General features: G+C 66.5%; 22 protein-coding genes. 16 read left to right on the top strand and 6 right to left on the bottom strand.

Translation table 11 applies throughout. The features are described from left to right. Positions 1 to 307 precede the first annotated feature (307 nt). Together Q9R14_RS01780 and Q9R14_RS01775 are read right to left on the bottom strand one after the other, a co-directional pair. On the bottom strand, positions 308 to 733 hold the full coding sequence (locus tag Q9R14_RS01780) for a CBS domain-containing protein (RefSeq protein ID WP_306003263.1): 426 nt from the start codon (positions 731 to 733) through the stop codon (positions 308 to 310). A 103-nt stretch (positions 734 to 836) separates the two neighbouring features. Further along, entirely contained in the window at positions 837 to 1,508 is a 672-nt protein-coding gene (locus Q9R14_RS01775) for a rhomboid family intramembrane serine protease (protein WP_306003262.1), read from the bottom strand. 119 nt (positions 1,509 to 1,627) lie between these two features. Here Q9R14_RS01775 and hfaA point away from each other — a divergent pair, with 119 nt between their 5' ends. The 4 genes from hfaA (at position 1,628) to Q9R14_RS01755 (ending at position 7,263) form a co-directional block, all read left to right on the top strand. Beyond that, positions 1,628 to 2,068, top strand: coding sequence for a holdfast anchoring protein HfaA (hfaA, locus tag Q9R14_RS01770; RefSeq protein WP_306003261.1), 441 nt, complete (start codon positions 1,628 to 1,630; stop codon positions 2,066 to 2,068). Further along, positions 2,065 to 3,081, top strand: coding sequence for a holdfast anchoring protein HfaB (gene hfaB, locus Q9R14_RS01765; RefSeq protein WP_039247049.1), 1,017 nt, complete (start codon positions 2,065 to 2,067; stop codon positions 3,079 to 3,081). Before hfaA ends, hfaB begins: the two co-directional genes overlap by 4 nt. Beyond that, positions 3,008 to 4,267: a holdfast anchor protein HfaD gene (gene hfaD, locus Q9R14_RS01760; protein WP_306003260.1), complete on the top strand. Its 1,260-nt coding sequence runs from the start codon at positions 3,008 to 3,010 to the stop codon at positions 4,265 to 4,267. Before hfaB ends, hfaD begins: the two co-directional genes overlap by 74 nt. Positions 4,268 to 4,377: 110 nt before the next feature. Next, complete coding sequence (locus tag Q9R14_RS01755) at positions 4,378 to 7,263, top strand: insulinase family protein (RefSeq protein WP_306003259.1); 2,886 nt, start codon at positions 4,378 to 4,380, stop codon at positions 7,261 to 7,263. Positions 7,264 to 7,391: 128 nt separating this feature from the next. Here Q9R14_RS01755 and Q9R14_RS01750 read toward each other — a convergent pair whose 3' ends face one another. Continuing rightward, positions 7,392 to 8,300, bottom strand: a complete 909-nt coding sequence (locus tag Q9R14_RS01750) for a hypothetical protein (protein WP_306003258.1) — start codon at positions 8,298 to 8,300, stop codon at positions 7,392 to 7,394. Between the two features lie 316 nt (positions 8,301 to 8,616). Between Q9R14_RS01750 and ileS the strand changes: the two genes are divergently transcribed. From ileS to Q9R14_RS01725, 5 genes are all read left to right on the top strand, one after another. Further along, entirely contained in the window at positions 8,617 to 11,538 is a 2,922-nt protein-coding gene (gene ileS, locus Q9R14_RS01745) for an isoleucine--tRNA ligase (protein WP_306003257.1), read from the top strand. A 781-nt stretch (positions 11,539 to 12,319) separates the two neighbouring features. Further along, positions 12,320 to 13,573, top strand: a complete 1,254-nt coding sequence (locus Q9R14_RS01740) for a cation:proton antiporter (RefSeq protein ID WP_306003256.1) — start codon at positions 12,320 to 12,322, stop codon at positions 13,571 to 13,573. Positions 13,574 to 13,613: 40 nt separating this feature from the next. Further along, positions 13,614 to 13,814, top strand: a complete 201-nt coding sequence (locus Q9R14_RS01735; RefSeq protein ID WP_039247108.1) for a DUF2093 domain-containing protein — start codon at positions 13,614 to 13,616, stop codon at positions 13,812 to 13,814. After that, positions 13,811 to 14,668, top strand: a complete 858-nt coding sequence (locus Q9R14_RS01730) for a M23 family metallopeptidase (protein WP_306003255.1) — start codon at positions 13,811 to 13,813, stop codon at positions 14,666 to 14,668. Before Q9R14_RS01735 ends, Q9R14_RS01730 begins: the two co-directional genes overlap by 4 nt. A gap of 66 nt (positions 14,669 to 14,734) precedes the next feature. Next, complete coding sequence (locus tag Q9R14_RS01725) at positions 14,735 to 15,241, top strand: response regulator (protein WP_066624523.1); 507 nt, start codon at positions 14,735 to 14,737, stop codon at positions 15,239 to 15,241. On the opposite strand, the gene Q9R14_RS01720 is transcribed toward Q9R14_RS01725, so the two are convergent. Together Q9R14_RS01720 and Q9R14_RS01715 are read right to left on the bottom strand one after the other, a co-directional pair. Beyond that, positions 15,199 to 16,113 carry a lipid A biosynthesis acyltransferase gene (locus tag Q9R14_RS01720; protein ID WP_306003254.1) on the bottom strand — a complete coding sequence of 305 codons (915 nt, stop codon included), beginning with the start codon at positions 16,111 to 16,113 and terminating at the stop codon, positions 15,199 to 15,201. The two genes, Q9R14_RS01725 and Q9R14_RS01720, sit on opposite strands and share 43 nt — an antisense overlap. Positions 16,114 to 16,156: 43 nt before the next feature. Further along, positions 16,157 to 16,927, bottom strand: a complete 771-nt coding sequence (locus Q9R14_RS01715) for an SDR family NAD(P)-dependent oxidoreductase (RefSeq protein ID WP_055805552.1) — start codon at positions 16,925 to 16,927, stop codon at positions 16,157 to 16,159. Positions 16,928 to 17,036: 109 nt separating this feature from the next. On the opposite strand from Q9R14_RS01715, the gene Q9R14_RS01710 reads away from it, so the two are divergent. The 4 genes from Q9R14_RS01710 to Q9R14_RS01695 all read left to right on the top strand — a co-directional run bounded on the left by Q9R14_RS01710 (position 17,037) and on the right by Q9R14_RS01695 (position 20,803). Further along, positions 17,037 to 18,308 (top strand): EAL domain-containing protein, encoded by a 1,272-nt coding sequence (locus Q9R14_RS01710; protein ID WP_026108661.1) that lies wholly within the window; start codon positions 17,037 to 17,039, stop codon positions 18,306 to 18,308. 192 nt (positions 18,309 to 18,500) lie between these two features. Beyond that, positions 18,501 to 19,370, top strand: coding sequence for a TIGR01459 family HAD-type hydrolase (locus Q9R14_RS01705; RefSeq protein ID WP_306003253.1), 870 nt, complete (start codon positions 18,501 to 18,503; stop codon positions 19,368 to 19,370). Positions 19,371 to 19,409: 39 nt separating this feature from the next. Further along, entirely contained in the window at positions 19,410 to 19,871 is a 462-nt protein-coding gene (locus Q9R14_RS01700; protein ID WP_017506733.1) for a MaoC family dehydratase, read from the top strand. Then, positions 19,871 to 20,803, top strand: a complete 933-nt coding sequence (locus Q9R14_RS01695; RefSeq protein ID WP_306003252.1) for a bifunctional riboflavin kinase/FAD synthetase — start codon at positions 19,871 to 19,873, stop codon at positions 20,801 to 20,803. Before Q9R14_RS01700 ends, Q9R14_RS01695 begins: the two co-directional genes overlap by 1 nt. Here the strand turns inward: Q9R14_RS01695 and Q9R14_RS01690 are convergent. Further along, a complete protein-coding gene (locus tag Q9R14_RS01690) occupies positions 20,798 to 21,325 on the bottom strand; it encodes a gamma carbonic anhydrase family protein (RefSeq protein WP_017506735.1) in 528 nt (175 codons plus the stop codon). The two genes, Q9R14_RS01695 and Q9R14_RS01690, sit on opposite strands and share 6 nt — an antisense overlap. 310 nt (positions 21,326 to 21,635) lie before the next feature. Between Q9R14_RS01690 and Q9R14_RS01685 the strand changes: the two genes are divergently transcribed. The 3 genes from Q9R14_RS01685 (at position 21,636) to Q9R14_RS01675 (ending at position 24,849) form a co-directional block, all read left to right on the top strand. Beyond that, positions 21,636 to 22,427 carry a PhoH family protein gene (locus tag Q9R14_RS01685; RefSeq protein ID WP_088582943.1) on the top strand — a complete coding sequence of 264 codons (792 nt, stop codon included), beginning with the start codon at positions 21,636 to 21,638 and terminating at the stop codon, positions 22,425 to 22,427. A gap of 125 nt (positions 22,428 to 22,552) precedes the next feature. Next, positions 22,553 to 23,875, top strand: coding sequence for a UDP-glucose/GDP-mannose dehydrogenase family protein (locus Q9R14_RS01680; protein ID WP_306003251.1), 1,323 nt, complete (start codon positions 22,553 to 22,555; stop codon positions 23,873 to 23,875). Then, positions 23,875 to 24,849 carry an SDR family NAD(P)-dependent oxidoreductase gene (locus tag Q9R14_RS01675; RefSeq protein ID WP_371929743.1) on the top strand — a complete coding sequence of 325 codons (975 nt, stop codon included), beginning with the start codon at positions 23,875 to 23,877 and terminating at the stop codon, positions 24,847 to 24,849. Before Q9R14_RS01680 ends, Q9R14_RS01675 begins: the two co-directional genes overlap by 1 nt. Positions 24,850 to 24,861 lie beyond the last annotated feature (12 nt).

The raw sequence follows: 24,861 nt of genomic DNA, 5'->3' as shown, positions 1-24,861 counted from the left end.
TCGGAGAGAAGAGCGAACCCTTCAGACCGCAAGAAACCACCGGAGGAAAGCGAGGCTTACCTCTAAAAACCCGTCGGCGATTCGATTGGAGCGCGGAACCTAGTGAAACCAACCGATGAAAGCAAGAAGTTTTTCGCTTCTTTCTTCCGTGGGACCTAGGAGATCTTCACCCCCGCGGCCCCGTCGGCCAGCCCGTTTCCGAGCGAGGCGGCTCTATACGGAGAGGCTGATTTGTCAGCAAGCGGATTCTGACACGAGAGGGGAAGTTTCTCGCAAAACCGGAATCGGCAAACGGCGCGCGCCCTTCTCAGCCTGCAATATAGGTCCGCAAGCTCTCGGCCTCATGGACGTGTTCGGCGATCTGGCATTTCACCACGTCGCCGATGGAGATGACGCCGACCAGACGATCCGCCTGCATGACTGGCAGATGCCGGATGCGCCGATCGGTCATGCGGGTCATTAATGCCGACATCTCCTCGGCCGGTTCGGCATAGATCACCTTGGCCGTCATATAGTCGGCGACCGGACGGGCCAGCGCATCGGCGCCATCGGCCGCCAGCGCCTTGACCACATCGCGTTCGGAAAACACCCCGACCACCTGATCGCCGTCACAGACGACCAAAGCCCCGACCCGCTTCTGCTCCAATTCTGCGCACGCCTGCGTCACCGTCATATCCGGCGCGATGGAGAAGACGGCGTTTCCCTTGGTCTTGAGGATTTCGGCGACGAACATCGCGGTCCCTTCTCTCTATAGGAGACGACCGCAGGGCCGGAATTGGCGACAGGGCCGCTCAGGAAGCGATGATCGCTCAGCCCCCGTCCGGAATCAACGCGCCTCAGCGATGAGGCGCGGCGCCGTTTCCGAACATCCGCCCCAAGGGACCGACGGCCAGAAAGCCGACGACGAAGCCGACCGCGTGGGCCTCCCAGGCGATCCTGGCCCCTTCGGCGCCGGGTAGTCCGCCGATCATTCCGGTCACGGCGTTGACCGCCATCCAGGTGATGGCTGCGCCGATCACGCGGCGATCGCCCATCGGCAGCACCCTGCCCTGTCCACCCAGCAGTCGCGTTGCGGCGCCGATCAGGCCGAAGACGGCGCCGGACGCGCCGACCATCGGCTCGCTGGATCCCCAGTGGATCAAGCCATAGCCCAGCGACGCCAGGACGCCGCACACCAGATAGAAGAGCAGAAAGACCGTCGGACCAACCTTGGTCCCGAACAACCGCGCCACCGGCGTCCCGAACGCCAGCGCCGCCACCGCATTCATGATCGCGTGTGTCCAGCCGCCGTGCAGCAGCATGGCCGTCAGCAGCCCGCCCCACCGCCCCTGCTCCAGATCAATGGGCGCGAACGCCATGCTCATGCCCATGTCCGGCAGGTCGCGCTGGAAGAAAAAGAGCGTCGGCATCGATACCGCTATCAGCAGCACGACCAGCGGCACGTTGAACATCGGCTCTCGCGCCGGGCGGCTGTTCGGCGGATCGAATCGACCGGATGCGTCTGACATGACGCCACAAATGCTCAGTGACCCGCGTCACATCAAGCGCTTCTTAATAACCTTAATGCAGGTTGGGGTGCGGATCACGCTCGTGGTCCGGCGTTCGTTTGTGCGCAAGGAACCCTGGAATGCCCGCCAAGAGGCTGTTTGTATCCACCGCCGTCATGGCCTTCGCCGCCGCTGCCAGCGTGCCGGCGAACGCGCAGTCGACGGGTTCGGGCGGCGCTGCGCGCTTCCAGCAGGGCTATGGCGGCGCACGAACGGCCGCCAATACGGCCGCGACCGGCTATACCCGCGACGCCAACGGCAATCGGCTGATCGTCAACGGCATCATCCAGTCCGGCGCCTCGTCCTATTCCAGCCAGTCCGGCGGCGCGGCCTCGGCCTATGCCGGCGCAGGCGCGTCCAGCAACGGCGGCACGAACATCGGCGGCTCTACCGCCATCGGCAATCAGCTGAACGTGGTGGTCCAGGGCAGCCGCAACACCGTCATCGTCAACTCGACCCAGACCAATACCGGCGCCATCAACGCCGGTACGGCCCTGAACGGGAATATCAACCTGCCATGAGCCGCCGTCATCTCATCAAGGGGTCCGCCGCCGTCTCGGCCGTCGCCCTTCTGCTCGCCGGCTGCGTCAGCCCGGTCGCGGGTCCGTCGGGGCAATATGCGACGCCGATCGGCAATGCGCCGGTGACCGCAAACCCCACGCCCTATTCCGCCGCGCTTTATTGCCTGGCCGACTACGCCCGTCGCTACAACCTGCCCTCCCCACGCATGGCCGTGGGCCGGATCAGCGACTACACCGGCACGGTGTCGTCCGATGGCGGCCGCCAGATCACCGGCGGCGCCTCCCTGATGGCCAACTCGGCGCTGGCCAAGGCCGGCGCCCGCATTGTCGAACGCTACGACACCTCAGTGTCCGAGCTTGAGCTGCGCTACGCCAACAACAAGCTGATCGGCGACCAGGCTCCCGACGCCAAGGGCCCCGAAGACACCCAGTACCGCCGCATCCTGGCCGGTCAGGTGCCGGGCTCCGACTTCTATGTCGTCGGCGGCATCACCGAGGTGAACTACAACATCCGCTCCGGCGGCTTCGACATCGCCGGCGGCGAGGTCGACAGCAACCGCCCCGGCTCTGGCATCGTCAACCACCGCGTCTATGTGATGAACATCGCCATGGACCTGCGCCTGGTCCAGACGACCACGCTCGAGGTCGTCGATGTCGTCTCCTATCAGAAGCAGATCATCGGGCGCGAAATCTCGGCCGGCGTCTTCGACTTCTTGAACGGCAACGTCTTCGACATCTCGGCCGGCACGGGCGGGATGGAGCCGACGCAACTGGCCGTCCGCGCCCTGGTCGAACGGGCCACGGTCGAGTTCATGGCCAACCTCTATGGCGCGCCAGGCCCCGAAATCTGCCTGAACCCCGCCAACGACCCGCTCGGCGATTCCACGGTCGGCCCGACCGGCGGCTATTATCCGGCCTATCCCACTCAGGACACCAACAATGGCCAGACCCGCGCCGATCCGTCTCGTTGGCATGATGGCCGCGACGGCGACGTTCGCCGCACTCGCCACTGAGGCGAGCGCCCAGCAAACGCCGACCTGCGATCCGCAAGCCGGCGAAACCTGCTCCAGCACCCAGACGCAGACTGGCGATGTCACCGGCCAGGTCGATCTCAATGTGTCTGTGGACCAGCTTACGGTCAGCACTAGCGCCCAGGGCAATGCGCTCTCGGGTGGGGTTACGGGGACGTCGGCCAGCCTAGTGTCGCGCCAGTCGATGACCGGAGCCACTGTGGCCCCCAGCACCGTTATCGTGAACGGAGAGGCCGACGGCCAACTCAGCGTCGATACGACCGCGCGCGGCAACTATCTCGGCGTTACCACCGATCGCGCAACCTTCGCCGTGGACTCCAGCCAGTCCGCGACCGGCGACCGGGTCGAGGCCGGAACCTATGTCCAGGCGCCGAACGGCCGCGTGCTGCAAGGCGGTTTCGCCACCAGCACCGCCGTCGCCAACACCGTCGCCCTGGGCGGCCCCTCGTCGTCCCTGACCGGCGTCATCGACCAGAGGGCCCAGACCACCGTCTTCGCCGAGACCGTCGCCGACGTTCAATACATCCCCGCGCCTGCGACCTTCTCGTCCCAGGCCGTCGCCAATGCGGTCCAGACCAATACGACCGGCGCCTCGCACCAGGATCTGGCTATTCGTCAGTCCAACGCCGCCTCGACGACCGAGGCGCGCACCGATGTCTATGTCGACAACGGCTGGGACCTGACGGTCGGCGCCAATGCCGGGGCCAATCAGGCGATCACCGCCAACGCCGGCGGCTCCATGCTGATCCAGACGGACCAGGCCAACGCCGGCCGCGTCCGCGCCGACGCCCGCGTCCAGACCAATCTCCAGGGCCAGACGGTTCTGGCGGCCCGCAGCGTCGCCAACGAGACCGTCGCCGGCAACAACGACATCTATCTGAAGCTGGACAACACTCAGCTGAACACCGGCGGGGTCGAGGCCAACGCGACCTATGTCGGCGTCAACGGCTATGACGCCTATGTCGGCTCCGACGCGGTCGGCAATGCGGTGACGGGCTATGCCTGTTCCCAGTGCGGCGGCGACGTCAACGTCAACAACAACCAGACCAACAGCGGCAATGTCACCGCGACCACCAACGCCACGGCCACGTCCGGACGCACCGCCGTGGTGGGCGCCAACGCCGTCGGCAACAGCGCCAGCTTCTACATCAGCCGCCCCGGCGGCTGATCCGAACATGACAAGTCGGTAAGGTTTGCCGGCCCCGCTTGTGGCGAAGGCAAGCACACTTTACACATCCGGCATCGCGCCATCGGGGGTTGCGGTTTCGGAGTGATATTATGCGTTCTGCGCGTCATCTGCTGCTTGTCGCCGTCTCGGGACTGGCCCTGACCACCGGGGCGTTCGCCGCCCCTGCTCTCGCCCAGACCGCGCCGCCCGCTGCGGCGGCCGCCGGTCAGGTCGCGCCGTCCGCCCCCTGGGCCCAGGCCGCCAGCGACATTCCCGCCGATCCGGCCGTCCGTTACGGCCTGCTGCCCAACGGCATGCGCTACGCCCTGCTGCACAATGCGACGCCTCCGGGTCAGGCCTCATTCCGTCTGCGCATCGACGCCGGCTCGCTGATGGAGCGCGACGATCAGAAGGGTCTGGCTCACTTCATGGAGCACATGGCCTTCAACGGCACCAAGGACGTGCCGGAAAACGAGATGCTTCGCATCCTCGAACGCCTGGGCCTCGCCTTCGGCGCCGACACCAACGCCTTCACCAGCTTCGATCAGACCGCCTATATGCTGGAGCTGCCCAATACCAAGGACGAGACGGTCGATCCCAGCCTGCACATCCTGCGCGAGATGATGTCGGCGGCGCTCATGGCCTCGGACTCGATCGATTCCGAACGCGGCGTTATCGTCGGCGAAGAGCGCACGCGCGACACGCCGCAGTATCGCGTTTTAAAGACTCAGCTGGGCCTCCTGGCGCCTGGCCAGCGTCTGTCGGAACGCCTGCCCATCGGCGACCTCGACATCATCCGCACCGCGCCGCGCCAGCGCTTCGTCGACTTCTACGACGCCTACTATCGCCCCTCGCGCGCCACCTTCATCGCCGTGGGCGACTTCGACGTGGATGCGATGGAGGCCAAGGTCCGCGCGGCCTTCGGCGACTGGAAGCCGACCGCCGCCGATGGTCCCGAGCCCGACCTGGGAACCGTCGCCCCGCGCCAACCGCAGACCAGCATCCTGGTCGAGCCGGGCATCCAGTCCTCCATTCAGATCAACTGGATCAAGGCCCCGGACCTCAGCCCCGACACGGCCGCCAAGCGCGCCGCCGACGTCCGCCGCGGCCTGGGCCTGGCCGTGCTAAACCGTCGCCTGGGCGAGATCGCCCGCGCCGACAACCCGCCCTTCATCGGCGCCGGCGCCGGTTATCAGTCGCTGTTCGACAGCCTGGACGCCGGCACCCTGTCGGTCGCCTTCAATCCCGGCGGCTGGCAGCGCGCGCTGGAAAGCGTCGAGCAGGAAAGCCGTCGCCTGGCCGAATACGGCGTCAGCGACGCCGAGCTTCAGCGCGAGATCGTCAACACCCGCACCGCGCTTCAGAACGCCGTCGCCTCGGCCGCGACCCGTTCGACCTCGGCGCTGGCCAACGGCCTTCTGGGCGCGGTGAACGACGACCAGGTGTTCAGCTCGCCCCAGACCAATCTCGATCTGTTCAACAAGGCCGTCGAAGGCCTGACCGTCGATCAGGTCAATCAGGCGACCAAGGCCGTCTTCGAGGGCCAGGGCCCGCTGCTTCTGTTCAGCTCCCCCGTGCCGGTCGAGGGCGGCGAAGCCGCCGTCACCGCGGCGCTGGAGGCCTCGCGCAATACCCCGGTGCAAGCCCGCGCCGCCGAGGCCGAACTGAAATGGCCCTATGCTGACTTTGGCGCCCCGGCGGTTCCCGCCGCCCGTTCCGAAGTCGCAGACCTGGGCGCGACCCTGGTTCGCTTCCCGAACGGCACCTTGCTGAACATCAAGAAGACGGACTTCCGCGCCGACCAGATTCTGGTCAGCGCCCGCACCGGTCTTGGCGAACTGGGCTTGCCTGCCGACACCCTGTCGCCCCTGTCGATGGCCAGCACCGTCCTGGCGCCGGGCGGTCTGGGCAAGCTCAGTTTGGACGAAATGAACCGCGTCCTCAGCGGCCGCACCTACAGCGCCGCCGTCAATCAGGCCGGCGACGCCTATATCTTCGCCGGCGCCACCAAGCCGGCCGATCTCCAGCTGGAGCTTCAGGTCCTGGCCGCCTATCTGACCGATCCGGGTCTGCGCGGCGCCTCGTTCGAGCAGACCAAGGCCATGTTCCCGCAGATTCTGGCTCAGCTGGGCGCCACGCCGCGCGGCGTCTTCCAACGCGATGCCTCGGGCCTGCTGGCCAGCGGCGACGCGCGTGAGACGACCCCGACCGCCGAGCAGATCGCGGCGATTCAGATCGACGACATCCGCTCGGGCGTTCGCTCGGCCCTGGCCCAGGGTCCGGTCGAGATCACAGTCGTCGGCGACGTCGATGTCGACGCGGTCATCGCCGCCGTCGGCTCGACCTTCGGCGCCCTGCCCTCGCGCGGCGAGGCGCCCACGCCGCCCGCCGGCTCGACGGTGCGCAAGTTCCCGGCTCCGACCGCGACGCCGGTTCAGCTGTATCACACCGGGCCCGCCGAACAGGCGCTGGGCTTCGTTGCCTGGCCGACCACCGATCAGGTCGAAGATCGCAAGACCGCGCGTCAGCTGTCGATCCTGTCGGACGTGCTGCAACTGCGCCTGAACGACGAAATCCGCGAGAAACAGGGCCTGGCCTATTCGCCCAGCGCCGGCTCGACCGCCTCGGACACCTATCCGGGCTACGGCTTCATCTCGGTGACCGCGGAAACTCCGCCGGCCGCCCTGCCCAAGCTGTTCGAGACGGTGGACGCCATCGCCGCCGACCTGCGTGACAATCCGATCAGCGAGGACGAACTGAACCGCGCCCGCCGCCCGGCGGTCGAGCGCATCCGTCGCAGCATGGCCGACAACGGCTATTGGCTGACCCAGCTGTCGCAAGCCCAGAGCGATCCGGCCACGCTGGACCAGACCCGCAACCAGATCGCCACCCTGGAAGCCGTCACCGCCGCCGACCTTCAGGCCCTGGCGCGCCAGTATCTGAAGTCCGACAGCGCCTGGCGCGCCACCGTCACGGCTCAGCCGGCGGCGCAATAACGCCCACGAAAAAGGCCCCGGTTCTCGCGAACCGGGGCCAGTCGTCAGGATCGTCGACGGAGAGCCGACGGTCGCCTTATCTCATGTCCCGCCTGATCGGCGGCTGAACGGGCGTGTTTGGGTCCGGTTCAGAACACCCGGCCGCCGACGCCGCCGTCCAGGGTGATCACCCCGGTCAGCACGGTCGCGCTCTCGACCTGCTCCTCACGGTATTCGGTGTATTCCTCTTCGCGATACATCGTCAGGATCTTGATCCCGGCGCCGTAGCGACGCAGCAGCGAACGCTCGTTGCAATCCCGCTCGGGCTTCTCGGGCCGGCATTCCAGCTTGCCGCCTGTCCCATACCACAGCGCCTCATGCTTGCGGCAGGTCAGGGTCGTGCCGTGATCGAAGCTGATGTCGCCATTGTAGTCGGCGATGGTCGCCTGCAGCCAGGTGCCCGACAGGCAGCGATACAGCTCGCCCTCGAATCCTTCGGCGATCTCGCGGTCCGGCCGAACCTGCGAGGCGGGGTGCGGCACCCGGCGGTCGTCGATGCAGACGGCCTGGATGACGACCCGCTTCATCATGCTGCGGAAAGCGCTGTAGGGGGTGCGCACGGTCTGGGCGATCACGCCCTCGACGGCCAGGCCCTGGATGGTGGTCGGATAGGGCTGATCGACGCTGACATAGGCCGCGCCGCCGCCTCCGCCGAAGCTGCCCGAGAACCCGCCGGCGCGCGCATTGACGTAGGACCGCGCGCCCGCGTTTGCGTTGGCGTTGGCCCCGGCGCCCGCGTTCGCATTGGCGCTCGCGCCAAGGTTCACGTTCACATTGACGTTGGTGTTGATGTTGCCGTTCCAGCTTCCACCGCCGCCGGGACCGCAGTTTCCACCGCCGTTGCAGGGCGGCGGCTCGGGCGGAGGCGGCGGCTCGCACGAGGTGCAGGGCGGCGGCTGGCAGCCGGACGTGCATTGCGCCAGCGCGGCTCCGGCGCCCGCCGAGACGGCGAGACCGGCCGCCAGGCCCAGCATCCATTTCGTGATCCGCAGCCGCATCGGCGGGAACTCCCAAGCGAATATCGTGTCGGCCGAACAAGATTCCGGCCGATCCTCCCGTCACAAAACCGCAAAAGCCTTTCGTTTCCGTTGATGAGGTCTGCGCTTCGGGATGGCGCAATGCCGCATCCGTCTGCTAGACCGCCCGCACAATGACCGTCCGCGTCTCCATTCGCCTGATTTCGATTAGCCGCCCGGCGTAGCGCTCCTGGGCCTCATGGCCCCGTGCACGCCGGGATCGAAAGCCCTCAAGCATCGCGAGGCGCGATAGGGCGAAGAGAACAGCGACCTAATTTTCAAGACGCCGAGACGACCCATGGCCGACGCCCCCGAAAACACCTCTGAATCCACCGCCCGCGACTATCGCGACACCGTCTTCCTGCCCGAGACGCCCTTCCCCATGCGCGGCGGCCTGCCCCAGAAGGAGCCGGTCATTCTGGAACAGTGGGGCGACCTCTACGGGACCCTGCGCGCCGAGCGGCAGAAGCAGAACGCCCCGCTCTATGTCCTTCACGATGGCCCGCCCTACGCCAACGGCGACATCCACATCGGCCACGCCCTGAACAAGACGCTGAAGGACTTCGTGGTCCGCAGCCGGTTCCTCCTGGGCTACGATGTCGACTACGTCCCCGGGTGGGACTGCCACGGCCTGCCGATCGAGTGGAAGATCGAGGAGCAGTTCCGCGCCAAGGGCCGCCGCAAGGACGAGGTGTCCAAGGACGAGTTCCGCCGCGCCTGCCGTGAATACGCGGGTAAATACATCGACCTGCAAAAGGACCAGTTCCACCGACTGGGCATCGTCGGCGACTTCGCCAACCGCTACGCCACCATGGACTTCACGTCCGAGGCGGCCATCGTCGCCGAGTTCCACAAGTTCAAGAACTCGGGCCAGCTGTATCGTGGCTCCAAGCCCGTCATGTGGTCGCCGGTCGAGCGCACCGCGCTTGCCGACGCCGAGATCGAATATCACGACCACGTCAGTCCGACGATCTGGGTCAAGTTCCCGGTCACGGCCATGTCGGACGACCATCCCGACGACCTGCTGGCCTTCCGCTCCAGCACGCCGTCCATCGTCATCTGGACAACCACGCCCTGGACCATCCCGGCCAACCGCGCCATCTCCTACGGCCCCGAGATCGCCTATGGCCTGTATGAGGTCACGGCCATGGAGGAGGGCCTGGAGTTCGCGCCCTGGGCCAAGCCCGGCGACCGCCTGATCCTGGCCGACAAGCTGGCCGAGGACGTGTTCAAGGCCGCCAAGATCGCCGCCTGGACCCGCGTCTATGACATCAATCCGTCGGGCCTCGAGACCGCGCACCCTCTGGCCGCGCTCGACAGCGGCTATGGCTTCTCCGTGCCTCTACTGGCCGGCGACCACGTCACCGACGACGCCGGCACCGGCTTCGTCCACACCGCGCCCGGCCACGGCGCCGACGACTTCGAGGTCTGGAAGGCTCACGGTCATCACGAGGTGCCCGACACCGTCGATCCCGACGGCGCCTACTACCCCGGCGTCCCCCTGTTCGCAGGCCTGAAGGTGCTGGAGACCGAGGGCAAGAAGACCGGCAAATTCGGCCCCGCCAATGGCGCGGTGATGGAAAAGCTGATCGAGGCCGGCAACCTTTTGGCGCGCGGGCGGCTGGAGCATTCCTATCCGCACAGCTGGCGCTCCAAGGCGCCCATCATCTTTCGCAACACCCCCCAATGGTTCATCCGCATGGATCAGCCGCTGAAGAGCGGCGACACCCTGCGCGAGACGGCGCTGAACGCCATCGACGCCACTGCCTTCCATCCGGTCGCCGGGAAGAATCGCATCCGCTCGATGGTCGAGGGCCGTCCCGACTGGCTGGTCAGCCGCCAGCGCGCCTGGGGCACGCCGCTGGCCATGTTCATCGACAAACAGACGGGCCAGCCCCTGCATGACCCCGAGGTCGACGCCCGCATCGTCGCGGCCGTCGCCGAACACGGCGCCGATATCTGGTTCACCGCGCCCGACAGCGATTTCCTGGGCGCCCACGACCCGGCGCGCTACGAAAAGGTCGAGGACATTCTGGACGTCTGGTTCGATTCCGGTTCGACCCACGCCTTCACGCTCGACCCGCGCCTGCCGAAAAACGGCTACACCGGGGACCGTCCCGCCCACTGGCCCGCCGACCTCTACCTGGAAGGCTCGGACCAGCACCGCGGCTGGTTCCAGTCGTCGCTGCTCGAGGGCTGCGGCACGCGCGGCCGCGCCCCGTTCAAGGCGGTCCTGACTCACGGCTTCACCCTCGACGAAAAGGGGGAGAAGATGTCCAAGTCCAAGGGCAATACGACCGACCCCCTGACGATCATCAAGGAATCCGGCGCCGACATCCTGCGTCTGTGGGTGGCCCTGGTCGACTATTCGGACGACCAGCGGATCGGCAAACAGATCCTGCAGACCACGGTCGACGCCTATCGCAAGCTTCGGAACACCGTGCGCTATCTGCTGGGCGCCCTGGCCGATTTCGACGAGGCGGAACGCCTGCCGCTGGACCAGATGCCGCCGCTGGAGCGGTTCGTCCTGCACCGCCTGCACGAACTCGACGCCCAGGTCCGTGCGGCCTATGGCGAATACCGCTTCCAGGACGTCGTCCGTCCGGTGCTGGAGTTCTGCGCCGGCGACCTGTCGGCCCTGTATTTCGACATCCGCAAGGACGCCCTCTACTGCGACCGCCCCGACGCCGTGCGTCGCCGCGCCGCCCGCACGGTGATGGACGAGGTCTTCATGCGCCTCACCGCCTGGCTGGCCCCGCTGACGCCCTTCACGATGGAAGAAGCCTGGACCACGCGCTTCCCCGACGTCGGCTCCAACTGCGCGCGGGTGATGCCCGACACCCCGGCCGAATGGAACAACCCGGCCGAAGCCGAGCGTTGGGCGGCGATCAATACAGTCCTCGAAGTGGTCAATGAATCGCTTGAAGCCGCCCGCCGCGAGAAGCTGATCGGCGGCGCCCTGGACGCGTGGCCGACCGTCACCGCCCCGGCCTCAGCCTTCGCCCCCTTCGAAGGCCTCGACGCGGCCGAAATCTTCCGCACATCCGGTGCCGATCTTGTCGAAGGCGAGACCATCTCGGTCACGGTTGCTGTCGCCGATTACCCCAAATGCGCCCGCTCCTGGCGCCGCGTCCCCGACGTCGGCTCCGACCCCGCCTACCCCGACCTTTCGGCCCGCGACGCCGATGCGGTTCGGTATTGGGACCAGACGCACGCCTGACGAACCCTTCTCCCCTCGGGGGAGAAGGACAGCACAACATCGTCTCCTCCCCACGCGTGGGGAGGGGGACCGCGAAGCGGTGGAGGGGTTCTAGACGCCGCTGAAGCGCCAGGATGCGCGAAGAGCGACTCCGTCTCTCCGCTGCGCTTCGAGCCACCTCCTCATGACATGGGGAGGAGACGATGCTCCGCCATCGCAATGCTGCTGGTCCATCCGCAGCGATTTCAACCGCTTGCCGATTTATGTCCCCCGTCTCCCATCCACGGAGTCAAACGGCCCCATAATGCCCCTGTCTCGTCGCATGGAGGGCTCGCTTGGCCTGCGGCCTTGCGGCGGCGAGAACGGAGGGAACGGGAGCGGTGGTGAAATCCCATCGCGGCGCCGGGGCTAATCGGTCGGGGAATCGCCCCGACGTCCGCAGTCGCGTCGCAGGGTCGAGGGGGATACTCGGCCGCACTGGGAATCGGGGATCGCTGCTCCGACCCGCCCGTCGCAGCCTTATGGGGTTAGGCGATAAGACCGCCACCGCTCGGCACCCCGAGCTTGCAGGCCAACCTTCCGCGCGGAGCGTCACACCCTTCGTCGAAATGGTAACAACACAACAGAACTCCGGGCGAAGTCCCGGCGCTTCGCCCAGCCCTCCAGACTTCGCAGGCAAGTAGCCGCGAAGACAAAGCCGTTTTCCGTCCCGCGCGACACTGCGTCATCTTGTCAAACCGCCCCGCGCGCCCCAACTGCAAAGCCTACCCAAATTCCACCTTCGCTCGCGACAGGAGCCCTGATGCCGCATGCCGACAGCCTGATTCTCACCCTGGTCGGGGGCTTTGTCCTGGCCTTCGTGTTCGGCATGCTGGCGCATCGGCTGAAACTGTCGCCCCTGGTGGGCTATCTCGTCGCGGGCGTCGTCGTCGGCCCCTATACGGGCGGCTTCGTCGCCGACACCGAACTGGCCCCGCAACTGGCTGAGATCGGCGTCATCCTGTTGATGTTCGGCGTCGGCCTGCATTTCTCACCCAAGGATCTGATGCAGGTCCGCAAGGTCGCCATTCCCGGCGCCCTGGTTCAGATCGGCGTCGCCACCGTGCTGGGCTGGGGGCTCGGCCGGTTCGTGCTGGGCCTGGGCGATGTCGAGGCTCTGCTGATGGGCTTTGCATTATCCGTCGCCTCGACTGTCGTCCTGCTGCGGGCGCTGGAGGAGCGCAAACAGGTCAAGGGCGAGATCGGCCGCATCGCCGTGGGCTGGTTGATCGTCGAGGATCTGGTCATCGTCATCGCTCTGGTCATGTTGCCGATGGTGCTGGTTCCGGCCGGAACCCAGACGGATTTCGCTGCGCTAGGGACCGACGTCGGCCTGACCCTGCTCAAGGTCGTGCTGTTCGTCGTCGGCATGCTGGTTGTAGGCGGCAAGCTCATTCCGTGGCTGCTGATCCGCATCGCCCACACCAAGTCGCGCGAGCTCTTCACCCTGGGCGTCCTCGCCATCGCCTTGGGCATCGCCTGGCTGGCCTATTTCCTGTTCCACTCCTTCGCGCTGGGCGCCTTCCTGGCCGGCCTGGTGATGAACGCCTCGCCTTTGGGTCACAATGCGGCCGAGCGGTCGCTGCCCCTGCGCGACGCCTTCGCGGTGCTGTTCTTCGTTTCGGTCGGCATGCTGTTCGACCCGATGATCGTGGTGCGCCAGCCGTGGGCGGTCCTGGGCGTGCTGGGCATCGTCATCGTCGGCAAATCGGTCGCGGCCCTGGTCATCACCAAGACCTTCAAGCTGGATCGCCCGACCGGCTTCACCGTCGCCGCGTCATTGGCCCAGATCGGCGAGTTCTCCTTCATCCTGGCCGCGCTCGGCGTGTCCCTGGGCGCCATGAGCCGCGAGACCCACGATCTGATCCTGGCCGCCGCCCTGCTGTCGATCTCGCTGAACCCCTTCGTCTTCCTGTTCACCGACCGGATGGGCGGCAAGCCGAAGCCGCCCGCCGCCGGCGCCGTCCGACCCGCAGCGGCGGACGGCCCAATCACGGATGCGGTCGCGGCGCCGTGAGCCCCTTTCCGCGCCGCGCGCCGCCCGCTATCGTCTGCTCATGGACAAAATCGCCGCAGATCAGGCCGTTCTTCACTATGGCGACGGCGAGTTCGCCGTCCTGAAGCCCGGCCGGTTCGTGCGCTGCGCCGTCACGGACAAACCGATCCCGCTGGAAGTCCTCCGTTATTGGAGCCCCAGCCGTCAGCAGCCCTATTTCGGCCCGGCCGAATTCATCGCGGCCCAGCAAGGCGATCAATGATCCCGTCGCGCCGCGCCCTGCTGACCGGCGCGGGCGCCAGCCTGATCGCCGCGCCGCTGATGGCTGAGGATCGCGGCACCCTGCCGCTGGCCTTGAACGGCGCCTGGCGTCAGGGCGGCTACGCCTTCGGTAGTACTGCGCCGCGCGCCCTGATCTTCGTCGATGGCGAGGCTCTGACCACCGCCTCGGCCGCCGGGCTCTTCGTGATCGGCTTTGATCGCGACGCCGGTCCAACCACCCAGGTCGAGGCCCGGTCCGGCGAACGAACCGCCCGACGCACGCTCGACATCGCTCCCTACGCCTTCCCCTCGACCAGTGTGAACGGCCTGCCGCCCTCGACAGTCGAGCCCAGCGATCCCGCCCTTCTGGCCCGCATCCAGCAGGAGATCGCGCTGAAGACGGAGGGCTTCGCCAGCCGCATCGACGCCGACGACTTCAAGGACGGATTCGTCTGGCCGCTGGAGAGCTACCGGGTCTCCAGCGCCTGGGGCGCTCAGCGCGTCCTGAACCGCACGCCCGCCCGGCCACACTACGGCATCGACCTGGCCGCCCCCCAGGGCAGCGTGATCCGCGCACCCGCCGACGGCCGCATCGCCTTCGTTCGCCCCGACATGCATTTCGAGGGCGGCCTGACCCTGATCGACCACGGCCAGGGCCTGATCAGCTGCTATCTGCACCAGTCGCGGCTGGACGTGGCGCTGGGCCAGCGCGTCCGGCGCGGCGATGCGCTGGGCCGCGTCGGCATGACCGGCCGCGCCACCGGCCCCCACCTGTGCTGGCGCATGAAATGGCGCGATCGCAACCTGGATCCGTCACTCATGATCGGGGCGCGTGTTCCAGAAAGTCTAGCCTGATCAAAGGCTCCTCTTGCGAGACTACGCATATCCACTTAGCCTCAATCCAAGATCTGGCGGGGCCCGATGTTTTCTCTGAAATCGCTGAACGTCCTGCTTGTGGACGACAATCAGAATATGCGCGCCATCGCGTCAGCCGTGCTGCATTCGGCCGACATCCGCAACGTCTATGAGGCGTCCGAAGGCGCGACGGCTTTCGATCTGCTGCGTCGCCACGCGATCGATCTGGCCATCGTCGATTTCAACATGTTCCCGCTGGACGGGGTCGAGTTCACCCGCCTCGTCCGCACCAGCCCCGACAGCCCCAATCCGTTTCTGCCGATCATCATGATGACCGGCCATTCCGAACGAAGCCGCGTCTACGAGGCCCGCGACGCCGGGGTGACCGAGTTCATCGTCAAGCCGATCACCGCCAAGGCCGTGCTGGATCGGTTGAACGCCGTCATCATGAAGCCGCGCCCCTTCATCAAGGCCGACGGCTATATCGGCCCCTGCCGTCGACGCCGCGATACGCCCGACTACGCCGGGCCCTACCGTCGAGGATCGGACGCCTCGCGGTCCAACGCCGCATAGACCTTGTCCGGCCAGCGCTTGTGGACCCAGAACCAGTCCACGGGGTGCTCTCTGACCCGGTCCTCGACGAAGCGATTGGCGGCCTGGATGCCGGCCAGGGTATCGGCCGCCTTGTCCTCGCTCTGATTGACCACGATCGGCTCGTGCGCCGTCACCCGGAATCGCACGCCCGGCAGGCGGACCACCGACAGCGGCAGCATGACCGTGTCGAACTTCAACGCCAGTCTGGCCGCTCCAGGGGAGGCGTTCACCGGCTGACCGAAGAACTCCACCTCTGGCCCCTGATTGTATTTCTGATCGACCAGCAGAGCGATGGAATCGCCGCGCTTCATCCCCGCCATCAGTTCGCGCGTCCCGTCGCCCTTGGGCGCGAACAGGCGGATGCCGTACCGCTCCCGGCTCTGGCGGATCAGGGCGTCGACATACGGATTGTTGGCGGCACGATAGGTCACCTGACACGGCACGCCCGAGGCCATGATCACCGCCGCCATCACCTCGAAGTTAGCAAGATGGCCCGAGATCAAAACGGCCGGCTTGCCGCTGTCGCGCAGGGCGTGCAGCCGCTCCATCCCGACCACCTCGACCCGCCCGCCTTCGGGCGTCAGATGATCCATGACCGCCAGCTCGGCGAAGGTCCGGCCTGTCTGGTCCCACTGCGCCAAGGCCAGCGCCTGACGCTCCGCCTCGCCCATGTCGGGAAAGGCGATGCGGAGGTTTCGCATCACCGTCTTCTGCGTGCCGGTCAGCGGCCCCAGGGTGCGCAGCAGCCAGCCGCCCAACCCCGAAGCCCGCTCGACGCCCAACAGGCGCAGAAAGCCGAACAGCGCCTGAAAGCCGAAGGCCTCCAGGCGCCAGATCAGATCCTGCTTCACGCTTGTCGCGCTACCGCCCGCCGTGCGGCTTGAGCGCGTGTCTTCACCAGGCAATCGTCAATCCACCGTCCACCACAAGGGTCTGGCCGGTCACATAGGCCGACGCAGGGCTGCACAGATAGACCGCCGTGCCCGCGATTTCATCGGGCTGGCCGATCCTTTTCAGCGGCGCCGGCTCGGTGACCTGTTTCAGCAGCTCAGGATTCTCCCACAGATATTTGGCGAAATCGGTCTGAACCAGCCCAGGCGCGATGCAGTTGACCCGCACGTTCGACGGCCCCCACTCCACCGCCAGATTGCGCACCAGCTGCATGTCCGCCGCCTTGGAGATATTGTAGGCGCCGATCAGCGCGTTGCCGCGAAGCCCGCCGATGGACGAGATCACCAAGATCGCCCCGTCCTTGCGCTCCACCATCTGGGGCGCGACCATCTGGATCAGCCAGTGGTTCGAGATGACGTTATTCTGCAGGATCTTCTCGAACTGGTCGTCGGCGATGCCCGCCATCGGCCCGGCGTAGGGATTGGTTGCGGCGTTGCAGACCAGGATGTCGATCTGGCCGAAGGCGGCGTTGGTCTCATCGACCAGCCGCTGCAAATCCTCCTTCGAGGCGATGTTGGCGGGAACAGCGATGGCCCGACCCTCGCCATACTTGCCGTTGATCTCGGCGGCGACCTCGTCGCACGGCCCGGCCTTGCGCGACGAGATGACGACCTTGGCGCCGTGTTCGGCCAGCCGTTCGGCGATGGCCTTGCCGATTCCCCGCGATGAGCCGGTGATGATTGCGACCTTGCCGGTCAGATCGAACAGTTCCATTGCGTTTCCCGTAGGTTTGGCGGGGATATTTGCAGCCCCGCTCTAGCCGAATGACATTGATAGCCTGATACTCAGGCGATTCCATCCGGGAGTGGCCGACCGCCAGCCGATGCGCAACGTAACAACGGGCTTTCTCTACTTCGCCTATCTGTTCCTCGGCATGACCGTGGGCGCCTTCCTGTGGCGCGCGGGCCTGGGGATCGGCGCAGGCGTGGCCGGAACGCTCGGCGCACTGGGTCTGCTGGGCGCCTTCCACGGCATTGTCACCGGCATCGCCGAGCGCCGCGTCCTGAAAAAGGAAATCGGCCAGGTCCGCGAGGCCCACCGTCTGCTCGCCGATGCGATGGAATCGACCCAGGGCGCCCTGACCGAACTGGCGCACGCCATCGAGACCGGCGTCCTGTCCGACACCGACGCCCTGACCGGCGAGGTTCGTATGCTGGAATCGCTAGTCCAGCAGATGAGCGAAAGCATCGACGAGCGCCTGGCCGCCGCACCGCATATCGGCGTCGAGACCTTCGAGGGCCGTCGCATGGCCCAGTCCAACGTCCTGCTGCGCACCATCCACGAAGCGCTCAGCGAAGGGCGCGTCGATCTGTATCTGCAGCCGGTCGTCTCCCTGCCCCAACGCCGGACGATCTTCTACGAGAGCTTCACTCGGCTGCGCGACGCCACCGACCGCGTCATGATGCCGGCCGAATATCTGTCCCTGGCCGAGGGCGAGGGCCTGGTGCCGGCGATCGACAATCTGCTGCTGTTCCGCTGCGCCCAGATCGTGCGGCGGCTGGCGCGTCAGGATCGCAAGGTCGGCGTCTTCTGCAACGTGGCCCTGACCTCGCTGGGCGACGAGACCTTCTTCCCGCAGTTCCTGGACTTCCTCAGCGAGAACCGCGACCTGAACCAGGCGCTGATCTTCGAACTGGGTCAGGCCACCTTCGACGCCCGCGGCGCTATCGAGGCGCGCAACATGGCCAAGTTGGCCGACCTGGGCTTCCGCTTCTCGCTGGACAAGGTCCAGACGCTGGACCTCGACTTCGCCGACCTGCAGCGCTCGGACGTCAAGTTCATCAAGGTCGCGGCCGACCTGATGATCGAGCAACTGCTGGACCTGGACGGCGGCGCGCCTTTGCGCTCCATGCCCGACATCCAGGCGGCCGACTTCGCCGCCCTGACACGCCGCTATGGCGTCGAGGTCATCGCCGAAAAGGTCGAGAACGAACGCCAGGTCGTCGACATCCTCGAACTGGACGTGGGCATGGGCCAGGGCCACCTGTTCGGCGAACCCCGCGCCATCAAGGAACAGGTTTTGGCCGAAACCGACCCCCCGGCCGAGTTCCTGCGCTCCACCCTGCGCAGCGCCGAGCAGCGCAGGCGCTACTAGAGCCACTGTCCCGTCTCCTCCCCGCTTGCGGGGAGGTGGCGCGGCGCCCCTTCGCGCCGCGACGGAGGGGTTCTTCCCCCACAACAGGCGCCGAGCCAGTTTCAAGAACCCCTCCACCGCTTCGCGGTCCCCCTTCCCCATTTCGTGGGGAGGAGACTTTCGCCTCTGCGTCGTAGCGGCTACCAAAGTCCCATGACCCTCCCCCACGCCCTGCCCCACCTCGGCGCCGTCGCCGGCGACTATGACATCCTGCTCTGCGACGTCTGGGGCGTCATCCATAATGGCCGCGAAAGCTGGGCTGGCCCGTGCGAGGCGCTGACTCGGTTCAATCGCGAGGGCGGCCACGTCGTGCTGATCTCCAACTCTCCCCGGCCGGCTTCGGACGTGATCGCTCAGCTGGACGGGCTGGGCGTGCCGCGCGAGGCGTGGAAGGCCTTCGTCACCTCCGGCGACGCCACCCGCGCCGAACTGGCCAGGCGCGCGCCCGGTCCCGCCTGGATCGTCGGCCCCGAACGTGACGCGCCGCTGTACGCCGGCCTTGGCCTCGAGCGCGCCTCGTCGCCTGAGGACGCCGCGTTCATCTCCGTCACCGGCCCGGTCGACGATACAGTCGAGACGCCCGAAGACTACCGTGAGCGGTTCGCCGTCGGCGCCGCACGCGATATCGAACTGATCTGCGCCAATCCCGACCGCGTCGTGCAGCGCGGCGATCAGCTGATCTATTGCGGCGGTTCGCTGGCCGACCTGTATGAATCGCAGGGCGGCCGGGTCGTGATGGCGGGCAAGCCCTTCGCCCCGATCTACGACCTGGCGATCAAGGAGGCGGAAAGCCTGCTGGGCCGCCCCGTCGATCGCTCGCGCATCCTGTGCATCGGCGACGGCGTCGTCACCGACGTGATGGGCGCAAACGCGCAAGGGCTGGACTGCCTGTTCATCGCCCAGGGCATCCACGGCGACCAGGCCAAGGGCGAAGACGGCGCGCTCGACCCGGCCCGCGCCGCCGCTCTGCTGAAGGCGGAAACGACCTATGCGCGATACGCCGCGCTCGAACTGAACTGGTAAGGCTCGCCATTTTGTCGCACCGCCGCTAAAGCCTCATCCATGGTCGAATTGGTTCAGCAGCATCCGTCCGGTGGTTACATCTTGGACGAACTTCACGTCGGCATGGCGGCCGAGAAAATCGTCGTCGCGACGGAGGACCGCATTCGGCTGTTCGCCGAGGCGTCCGACGACTTCAACCCGGTGCATCTGGACGAGGCCTTCGCCTCCAAGACCGCCTATCGCGGCCGGATCGCCCACGGCCTGCTCAGCGCCTCGTTCGGCTCGGCCGTGGTCGGCACCATCCTGCCGGGCGCCGGCTCGATCTACATCTCCCAGACCCTTGCCTTCCATCAGCCGGTGCGGATCGACGACGTCGTGCGCATCCTGATCACCGTGATCGAGGTCGAGCCCGAGAGCGCGCGGGTCAAGCTCAGCTGCGAAGGCTTTGTCGGCGAGACCATGATCATGGACGGCGTCGCCGTCGTCCGCGTCCCGCGCCGGCGCAAACCGTCCCAGCGTTGATGCAGATTGTCCGCGACTGGCGCGACCTGCCGGACGCGCTGAAAGGCGCGGCGGTCGCCGTCGGCGCCTTCGACGGCGTACATCGCGGCCATCAGGCGGTCATCGCCGGCGCGCGCGACGCGGCCGAACGGCTGGGTGCGCCGCTGGGCGTGGTCAGCTTTGATCCTCATCCCCGTCGCTGGTTCCAGAAGGACGCCGCGCCCTTTCGGCTGATGACGGCCGAGCAGATGGCCGAGGCCTTGGCGCCGCTGGGTGTGGACATCCTGTATCTTCTGCCCTTCGACGCCGAAATGGCGGGCATGACCGACGCCGCCTTCGCCGAGCGGGTTCTGGCTGAGGGTCTGGGCATCCGCCACGCCGCCGTCGGGTTCGATTTCACCTTCGGCAAGGGCCGCTCCGGCTCGCCCGAGGCCTTGCGCGCCTACGGCGAGCGGCTGGGCTTCACTGTCTCGGTCGCCGAACGGATGGATGACGCGGATGGGCTGAAGCTGTCGTCCAGCGTCGTTCGCGAGGCGCTGAAGGCCGGCGACATGGCCCGCGCCGCCGCCATCCTGGGCCGCCCCTTCGCCATTCGCGGCGAGGTGATTCACGGCGACAAGCGCGGCCGCACCATCGGCGTGCCGACGGCCAATATCGCGCTCGGCGACTATATGCGCCCCGCCTACGGCGTCTACGCAACCCGCAGCCGATTGCCGGACGGACGAGTGGTCGATGGCGTCGCCAGCCTGGGCGTGCGCCCCATGTATGCGCTGGAGACCCCGCTGATGGAGGTCTGGCTGTTCGATTTCGACGGCGACCTTTACGGCCAGACGCTGGACACCGAACTGGTCGCCTGGCTGCGTGGCGAGGAGACCTTCGACAGTCTCGACGCCCTGAAGACCCAGATCGACGCCGATGCGGCGGCGGCGCGAACCGTCCTCAGCCGATCATAGAGGCCGAAGCTCCGCCGCGAACCGCTTCCAGTTTTGCACATAATGTTCGGCCGACATCTGCAGCACGGCGATGTGCGCCGGGTCGCGTTCCCGCACCACCTTGCCCGGTTGACCCACCACCAGACTGTTGTCCGGAATGATCTTGCCCTCGGTGATCAGCGCATTGGCTCCGATGATGCAGTTCCGGCCGATCTTGACCCCGTTCAGCACCACCGCCCCGATGCCGATCAGGCTGTAGTCCCCGACCTCGCAGCCATGCAGCATGGCCTTGTGCCCCACCGTCACGCCGCGCCCCAGCGTCAGCGGCGACCCCATGTCAGTGTGAAGCACGCTGCCGTCCTGAATGTTGCTGTCAGGCCCCACGGTAATCGGATCGTTGTCCCCGCGCAGCACGGCGCCGAACCAAACACTGGCGTTGGGATGGAGAATCACATTCCCTATCACCGATGCGCTTGGCGCCACCCAGTATTCGCCCTGCGGCGGAAGCTGCGGTTTGCTGTCGCCCAAGGCGTAAATGGTCATCTGTACACCGCCTAATCTTTGAAAAACGAGGGCTTTAACGGATCGCTAACCACGATAGCATCATTCTGTTGATGCGATTCGCGGGTCGCCATTTCGGCCCCGGATCCGAAACCGGATCAAGCCCGATCCGGTCATCAAGTCGGGGCTTTCGCGTGGCGCGTTGGGATCCTGGTTCGGTTGTTCGGCGGCGGGCGCACCCCGTTGCAGACGGCCCTGCTGTCGATCCGGGCCGCTGCTGTGCAGGTCGCGACCTCTTCCTCCCCAAGACCATCCAAGGCGGCGCCCGTTCGGGTCCGCCTTTTTTCATGCCCTGGAGGCGTCCATGACCAAGCGTGCTGCAACCAAGCGTCAAACGCGTGAACACGGAATCCTGGATTCGCGTGATTTCATGGAGGAGTCGAAAGTTCGTCGGCTTCACGCCCCACATCACGAACGATCAGGGTGGTCGCCCTATCCTTCGAACGACGACCGCGACCAAGGCTATCTGAAGACGCTGAAGCCCAAGTCCGAGGGCCAGGGCGAGCTGATGGAGGCCATCGACCACCACAACCTGGTCATGGCGCTGGGTCCCGCAGGCACCGGCAAGACCTACCTCGCCGTCGCCAAGGCGGTCGAGGCGCTGGAGGCGGGCAAGGTGGGCCGGATTGTCCTCAGCCGCCCCGCTGTCGAGGCCGGCGAATCCATCGGCTTCCTGCCCGGCGACATGGAGGACAAGCTGGCCCCCTATCTGCGCCCGCTTTACGACGCCCTGTCCGATCGTCTGTCGATGAAGCGGGTCAAGGCGCTGATGGCCGAAGGTCTGATCGAGATCGCCCCGGTCGGCTATATGCGCGGCCGCACGCTGAACAACGCCTTTATCGTCGTCGACGAGGCGCAGAACTGCACCTACGTCCAGCTCAAGATGCTGCTGACCCGCCTGGGCTGGCATTCGACCATGGTGGTGACGGGCGACCCGCAGCAGTCGGACCTGCTGCCCGGCATCTCGGGCCTGTCGGACATCTCGGCGCGACTGGAGGCCGTACCCGACATCGCGGTAGTGCGTCTGGCCGAGCGCGACATCGTCCGTCACCCGCTGGTCGCCTCGATGATCGGCGTCCTCTAGCTCTGATGCTGCAGCCGACGCTGGATGGCGTCGGCTGCAGACCCGTTGCACCGCGAAACCAAAAGCCATTGTCCCCGGACGCACCGCACCGCTAAAGGTCGGCTCGCGGCTGATGAGGGATTTCGATGCGCGTAGCGATGATTGGGACGGGCTATGTGGGCCTGGTGTCCGGCGCCTGTTTCGCCGACTTCGGCCATGTCGTCACCTGCATCGACAAGGACCCGTCCAAGATCGAGCGGCTGGAGCGGGGCGAAATCCCGATCTATGAGCCGGGGCTGGATGATCTGGTCGCCGCCAATGTGCGCGAGGGTCGACTGTTCTTCACACTGGACGGCGCCGAGGCCATTCGCCGGGCCGACGCCGTCTTCATCGCAGTGGGCACGCCGACGCGGCGGGGCGACGGTCATGCCGACCTGTCCTACGTCCACGCCGCCGCCGAGGAGATCGCCGGCCTGATCGAAGGCTTCACGGTCGTCGTCACCAAGTCGACCGTCCCGGTCGGCACGGGCGACGAAGTCGAAGCCATCATCCGCAAGACCAATCCTAACGCCGACTTCGCCGTCGTCTCCAACCCCGAGTTCCTGCGTGAAGGCGCCGCCATCGGCGACTTCAAACGCCCGGACCGCGTGGTCATCGGCATCGACGACATGACCGGCGACGCCGGCGGCCGCGCGCAGAAGGTCATGAGCGAACTCTATCGTCCGCTGAACCTGAACGAGAGCCCGCTGCTGTTCGTGGGCCGTCGCACGTCCGAGCTGATCAAATACGCCGCCAACGCCTTCCTGGCGATGAAGATCACCTTCATCAACGAGATGGCCGACCTGTGCGAAGCCGTCGGCGCCGACGTTCAGCAGGTCGCGCGCGGTATCGGCCTGGACAAGCGCATCGGTTCGAAATTCCTGCACGCCGGACCCGGCTATGGCGGCTCATGCTTCCCCAAGGACACGATTGCCCTGGTCCGCACGGCCCAGCAGTATGGCGCGCCGACCAAGCTGATCGAGGCCACGGTCGAGGTCAACGACGCCCGCAAGAAGGCCATGGCCGACCGCGTCGCCGCGACCCTGGGCACGAGCGTCCAGGGCAAGACGGTCGCCCTGTTGGGTCTGACGTTCAAGCCGAACACCGACGACATGCGCGATGCGCCGTCTCTGGACATCGCGCCTGCCCTGATCGCCGCCGGCGCGACCGTCCAGGCCTTCGATCCCGAAGGCATGCACGAAGCCGCCAAGCTGTTGCCGGACATCCAGATGAAGGACAGCGCCTATGACGCCGTCGTCGGCGCCGACGCCGTCGTCCTCGTCACCGAATGGGACCAGTTCCGCGCCCTGGATCTGGACCGCATCAAGCTGCTGATGAAACAGCCGGTCCTGGTCGATCTGCGCAACATCTATCGGCCCGAGGACATGAAGCATCGTGGCTTCCGCTATATGGGCATCGGGCGCGGCTGATGGGGTCGCCGATCCTCGTCACGGGTGCTGCCGGCTTCATCGGCATGCACGTCGCCGAGCGTCTGCTGGACCGAGGCGAACAGGTGATCGGCGTCGATGTCTTCAACGACTACTATGACCCGCGCCTGAAGGCCGCCCGCGCCGCCCGGCTGGAAGGGCGAGACGGCTTCAAGATGGTCCGCGCCGACATCGCCGATCACGAGCAGATGCGTGCGCTGGTCGCGGATGCCGGGGTTAAGCGGATTGTCCACCTCGCGGCTCAGGCGGGGGTCCGCTACTCCCTCGAGAACCCCTTCGCCTACGAGCGGTCCAACCTGGCCGGCCATCTGTCGATGCTGGAGGCCGCGCGGCACAGTGACGTGACCCACCTGGTCTATGCCTCGTCCAGTTCGGTCTATGGCGACCGGCCGCTGGAAGGTTCGGGCTTCCGAGAGGACGACCCGACGGTCAATCCCGTCTCGCTCTACGCCGCGACCAAACGCTCTTGCGAACTGATGAGCCAGAGCTACGCCAGGCTTTATGGCTTTCCGCAATCGGGCCTGCGCTTCTTCACCGTCTATGGCCCCTGGGGCCGGCCCGACATGGCCTATTTCAGCTTCACCCAGAAGATCGTGCGCGGCGAACCGATCGAGGTCTATGGCGAAGGGAAGATGGCGCGCGATTTCACCTATATCGACGACATCGTCGATGGCGTGGTCGCCGTGCTGGACCGTCCCCCCGCGCAGGGCGTGCACGAGGTCTACAACATCGGCGACAGCCAGCCCGTCGGCCTGATGGAGATGATCTCCACGCTGGAAACCGCGCTGGGCGTCAGCGCGAACAAGATCATGCGGCCCATGCAGCCCGGCGACGTCACCGCCACCTATGCCGACATTTCAAAGTTGAACGCCCTGTGCGGTTATCAGCCCAGGGTCCCGCTGAAGATCGGACTGGAAAAGTTCGTCGCCTGGTGGCGTCAATACGAGAACGGTTGACGCAAGAAGGCT

It is taken from the genome of Brevundimonas sp. C43 (assembly GCF_030732185.1).
Taxonomy (GTDB): domain Bacteria; phylum Pseudomonadota; class Alphaproteobacteria; order Caulobacterales; family Caulobacteraceae; genus Brevundimonas; species Brevundimonas diminuta_C.
Note: the sequence above shows the minus strand (reverse complement) of the source record. Positions and strands in the feature narration are given on the sequence as shown.

Bases quoted from the DNA above. Each gene is read 5' to 3' on its own strand.
- Q9R14_RS01750 (WP_306003258.1), bottom strand. From the start codon at position 8,300: ATGCGGCTGCGGATCACGAAATGGATGCTGGGCCTGGCGGCCGGTCTC.
- hfaB (WP_039247049.1), top strand. From the start codon at position 2,065: ATGAGCCGCCGTCATCTCATCAAGGGGTCCGCCGCCGTCTCGGCCGTC.
- hfaD (WP_306003260.1), top strand. From the start codon at position 3,008: ATGGCCAGACCCGCGCCGATCCGTCTCGTTGGCATGATGGCCGCGACG.
- Q9R14_RS01690 (WP_017506735.1), bottom strand. From the start codon at position 21,325: ATGACCATTTACGCCTTGGGCGACAGCAAACCGCAGCTTCCGCCGCAG.
- Q9R14_RS01740 (WP_306003256.1), top strand. From the start codon at position 12,320: ATGCCGCATGCCGACAGCCTGATTCTCACCCTGGTCGGGGGCTTTGTC.
- hfaA (WP_306003261.1), top strand. From the start codon at position 1,628: ATGCCCGCCAAGAGGCTGTTTGTATCCACCGCCGTCATGGCCTTCGCC.
- Q9R14_RS01715 (WP_055805552.1), bottom strand. From the start codon at position 16,927: ATGGAACTGTTCGATCTGACCGGCAAGGTCGCAATCATCACCGGCTCA.
- Q9R14_RS01680 (WP_306003251.1), top strand. From the start codon at position 22,553: ATGCGCGTAGCGATGATTGGGACGGGCTATGTGGGCCTGGTGTCCGGC.
- Q9R14_RS01700 (WP_017506733.1), top strand. From the start codon at position 19,410: ATGGTCGAATTGGTTCAGCAGCATCCGTCCGGTGGTTACATCTTGGAC.
- Q9R14_RS01705 (WP_306003253.1), top strand. From the start codon at position 18,501: ATGACCCTCCCCCACGCCCTGCCCCACCTCGGCGCCGTCGCCGGCGAC.
- Q9R14_RS01735 (WP_039247108.1), top strand. From the start codon at position 13,614: ATGGACAAAATCGCCGCAGATCAGGCCGTTCTTCACTATGGCGACGGC.
- Q9R14_RS01725 (WP_066624523.1), top strand. From the start codon at position 14,735: ATGTTTTCTCTGAAATCGCTGAACGTCCTGCTTGTGGACGACAATCAG.
- Q9R14_RS01695 (WP_306003252.1), top strand. From the start codon at position 19,871: ATGCAGATTGTCCGCGACTGGCGCGACCTGCCGGACGCGCTGAAAGGC.
- ileS (WP_306003257.1), top strand. From the start codon at position 8,617: ATGGCCGACGCCCCCGAAAACACCTCTGAATCCACCGCCCGCGACTAT.
- Q9R14_RS01780 (WP_306003263.1), bottom strand. From the start codon at position 733: ATGTTCGTCGCCGAAATCCTCAAGACCAAGGGAAACGCCGTCTTCTCC.
- Q9R14_RS01730 (WP_306003255.1), top strand. From the start codon at position 13,811: ATGATCCCGTCGCGCCGCGCCCTGCTGACCGGCGCGGGCGCCAGCCTG.
- Q9R14_RS01675 (WP_371929743.1), top strand. From the start codon at position 23,875: ATGGGGTCGCCGATCCTCGTCACGGGTGCTGCCGGCTTCATCGGCATG.
- Q9R14_RS01710 (WP_026108661.1), top strand. From the start codon at position 17,037: ATGCGCAACGTAACAACGGGCTTTCTCTACTTCGCCTATCTGTTCCTC.
- Q9R14_RS01755 (WP_306003259.1), top strand. From the start codon at position 4,378: ATGCGTTCTGCGCGTCATCTGCTGCTTGTCGCCGTCTCGGGACTGGCC.
- Q9R14_RS01775 (WP_306003262.1), bottom strand. From the start codon at position 1,508: ATGTCAGACGCATCCGGTCGATTCGATCCGCCGAACAGCCGCCCGGCG.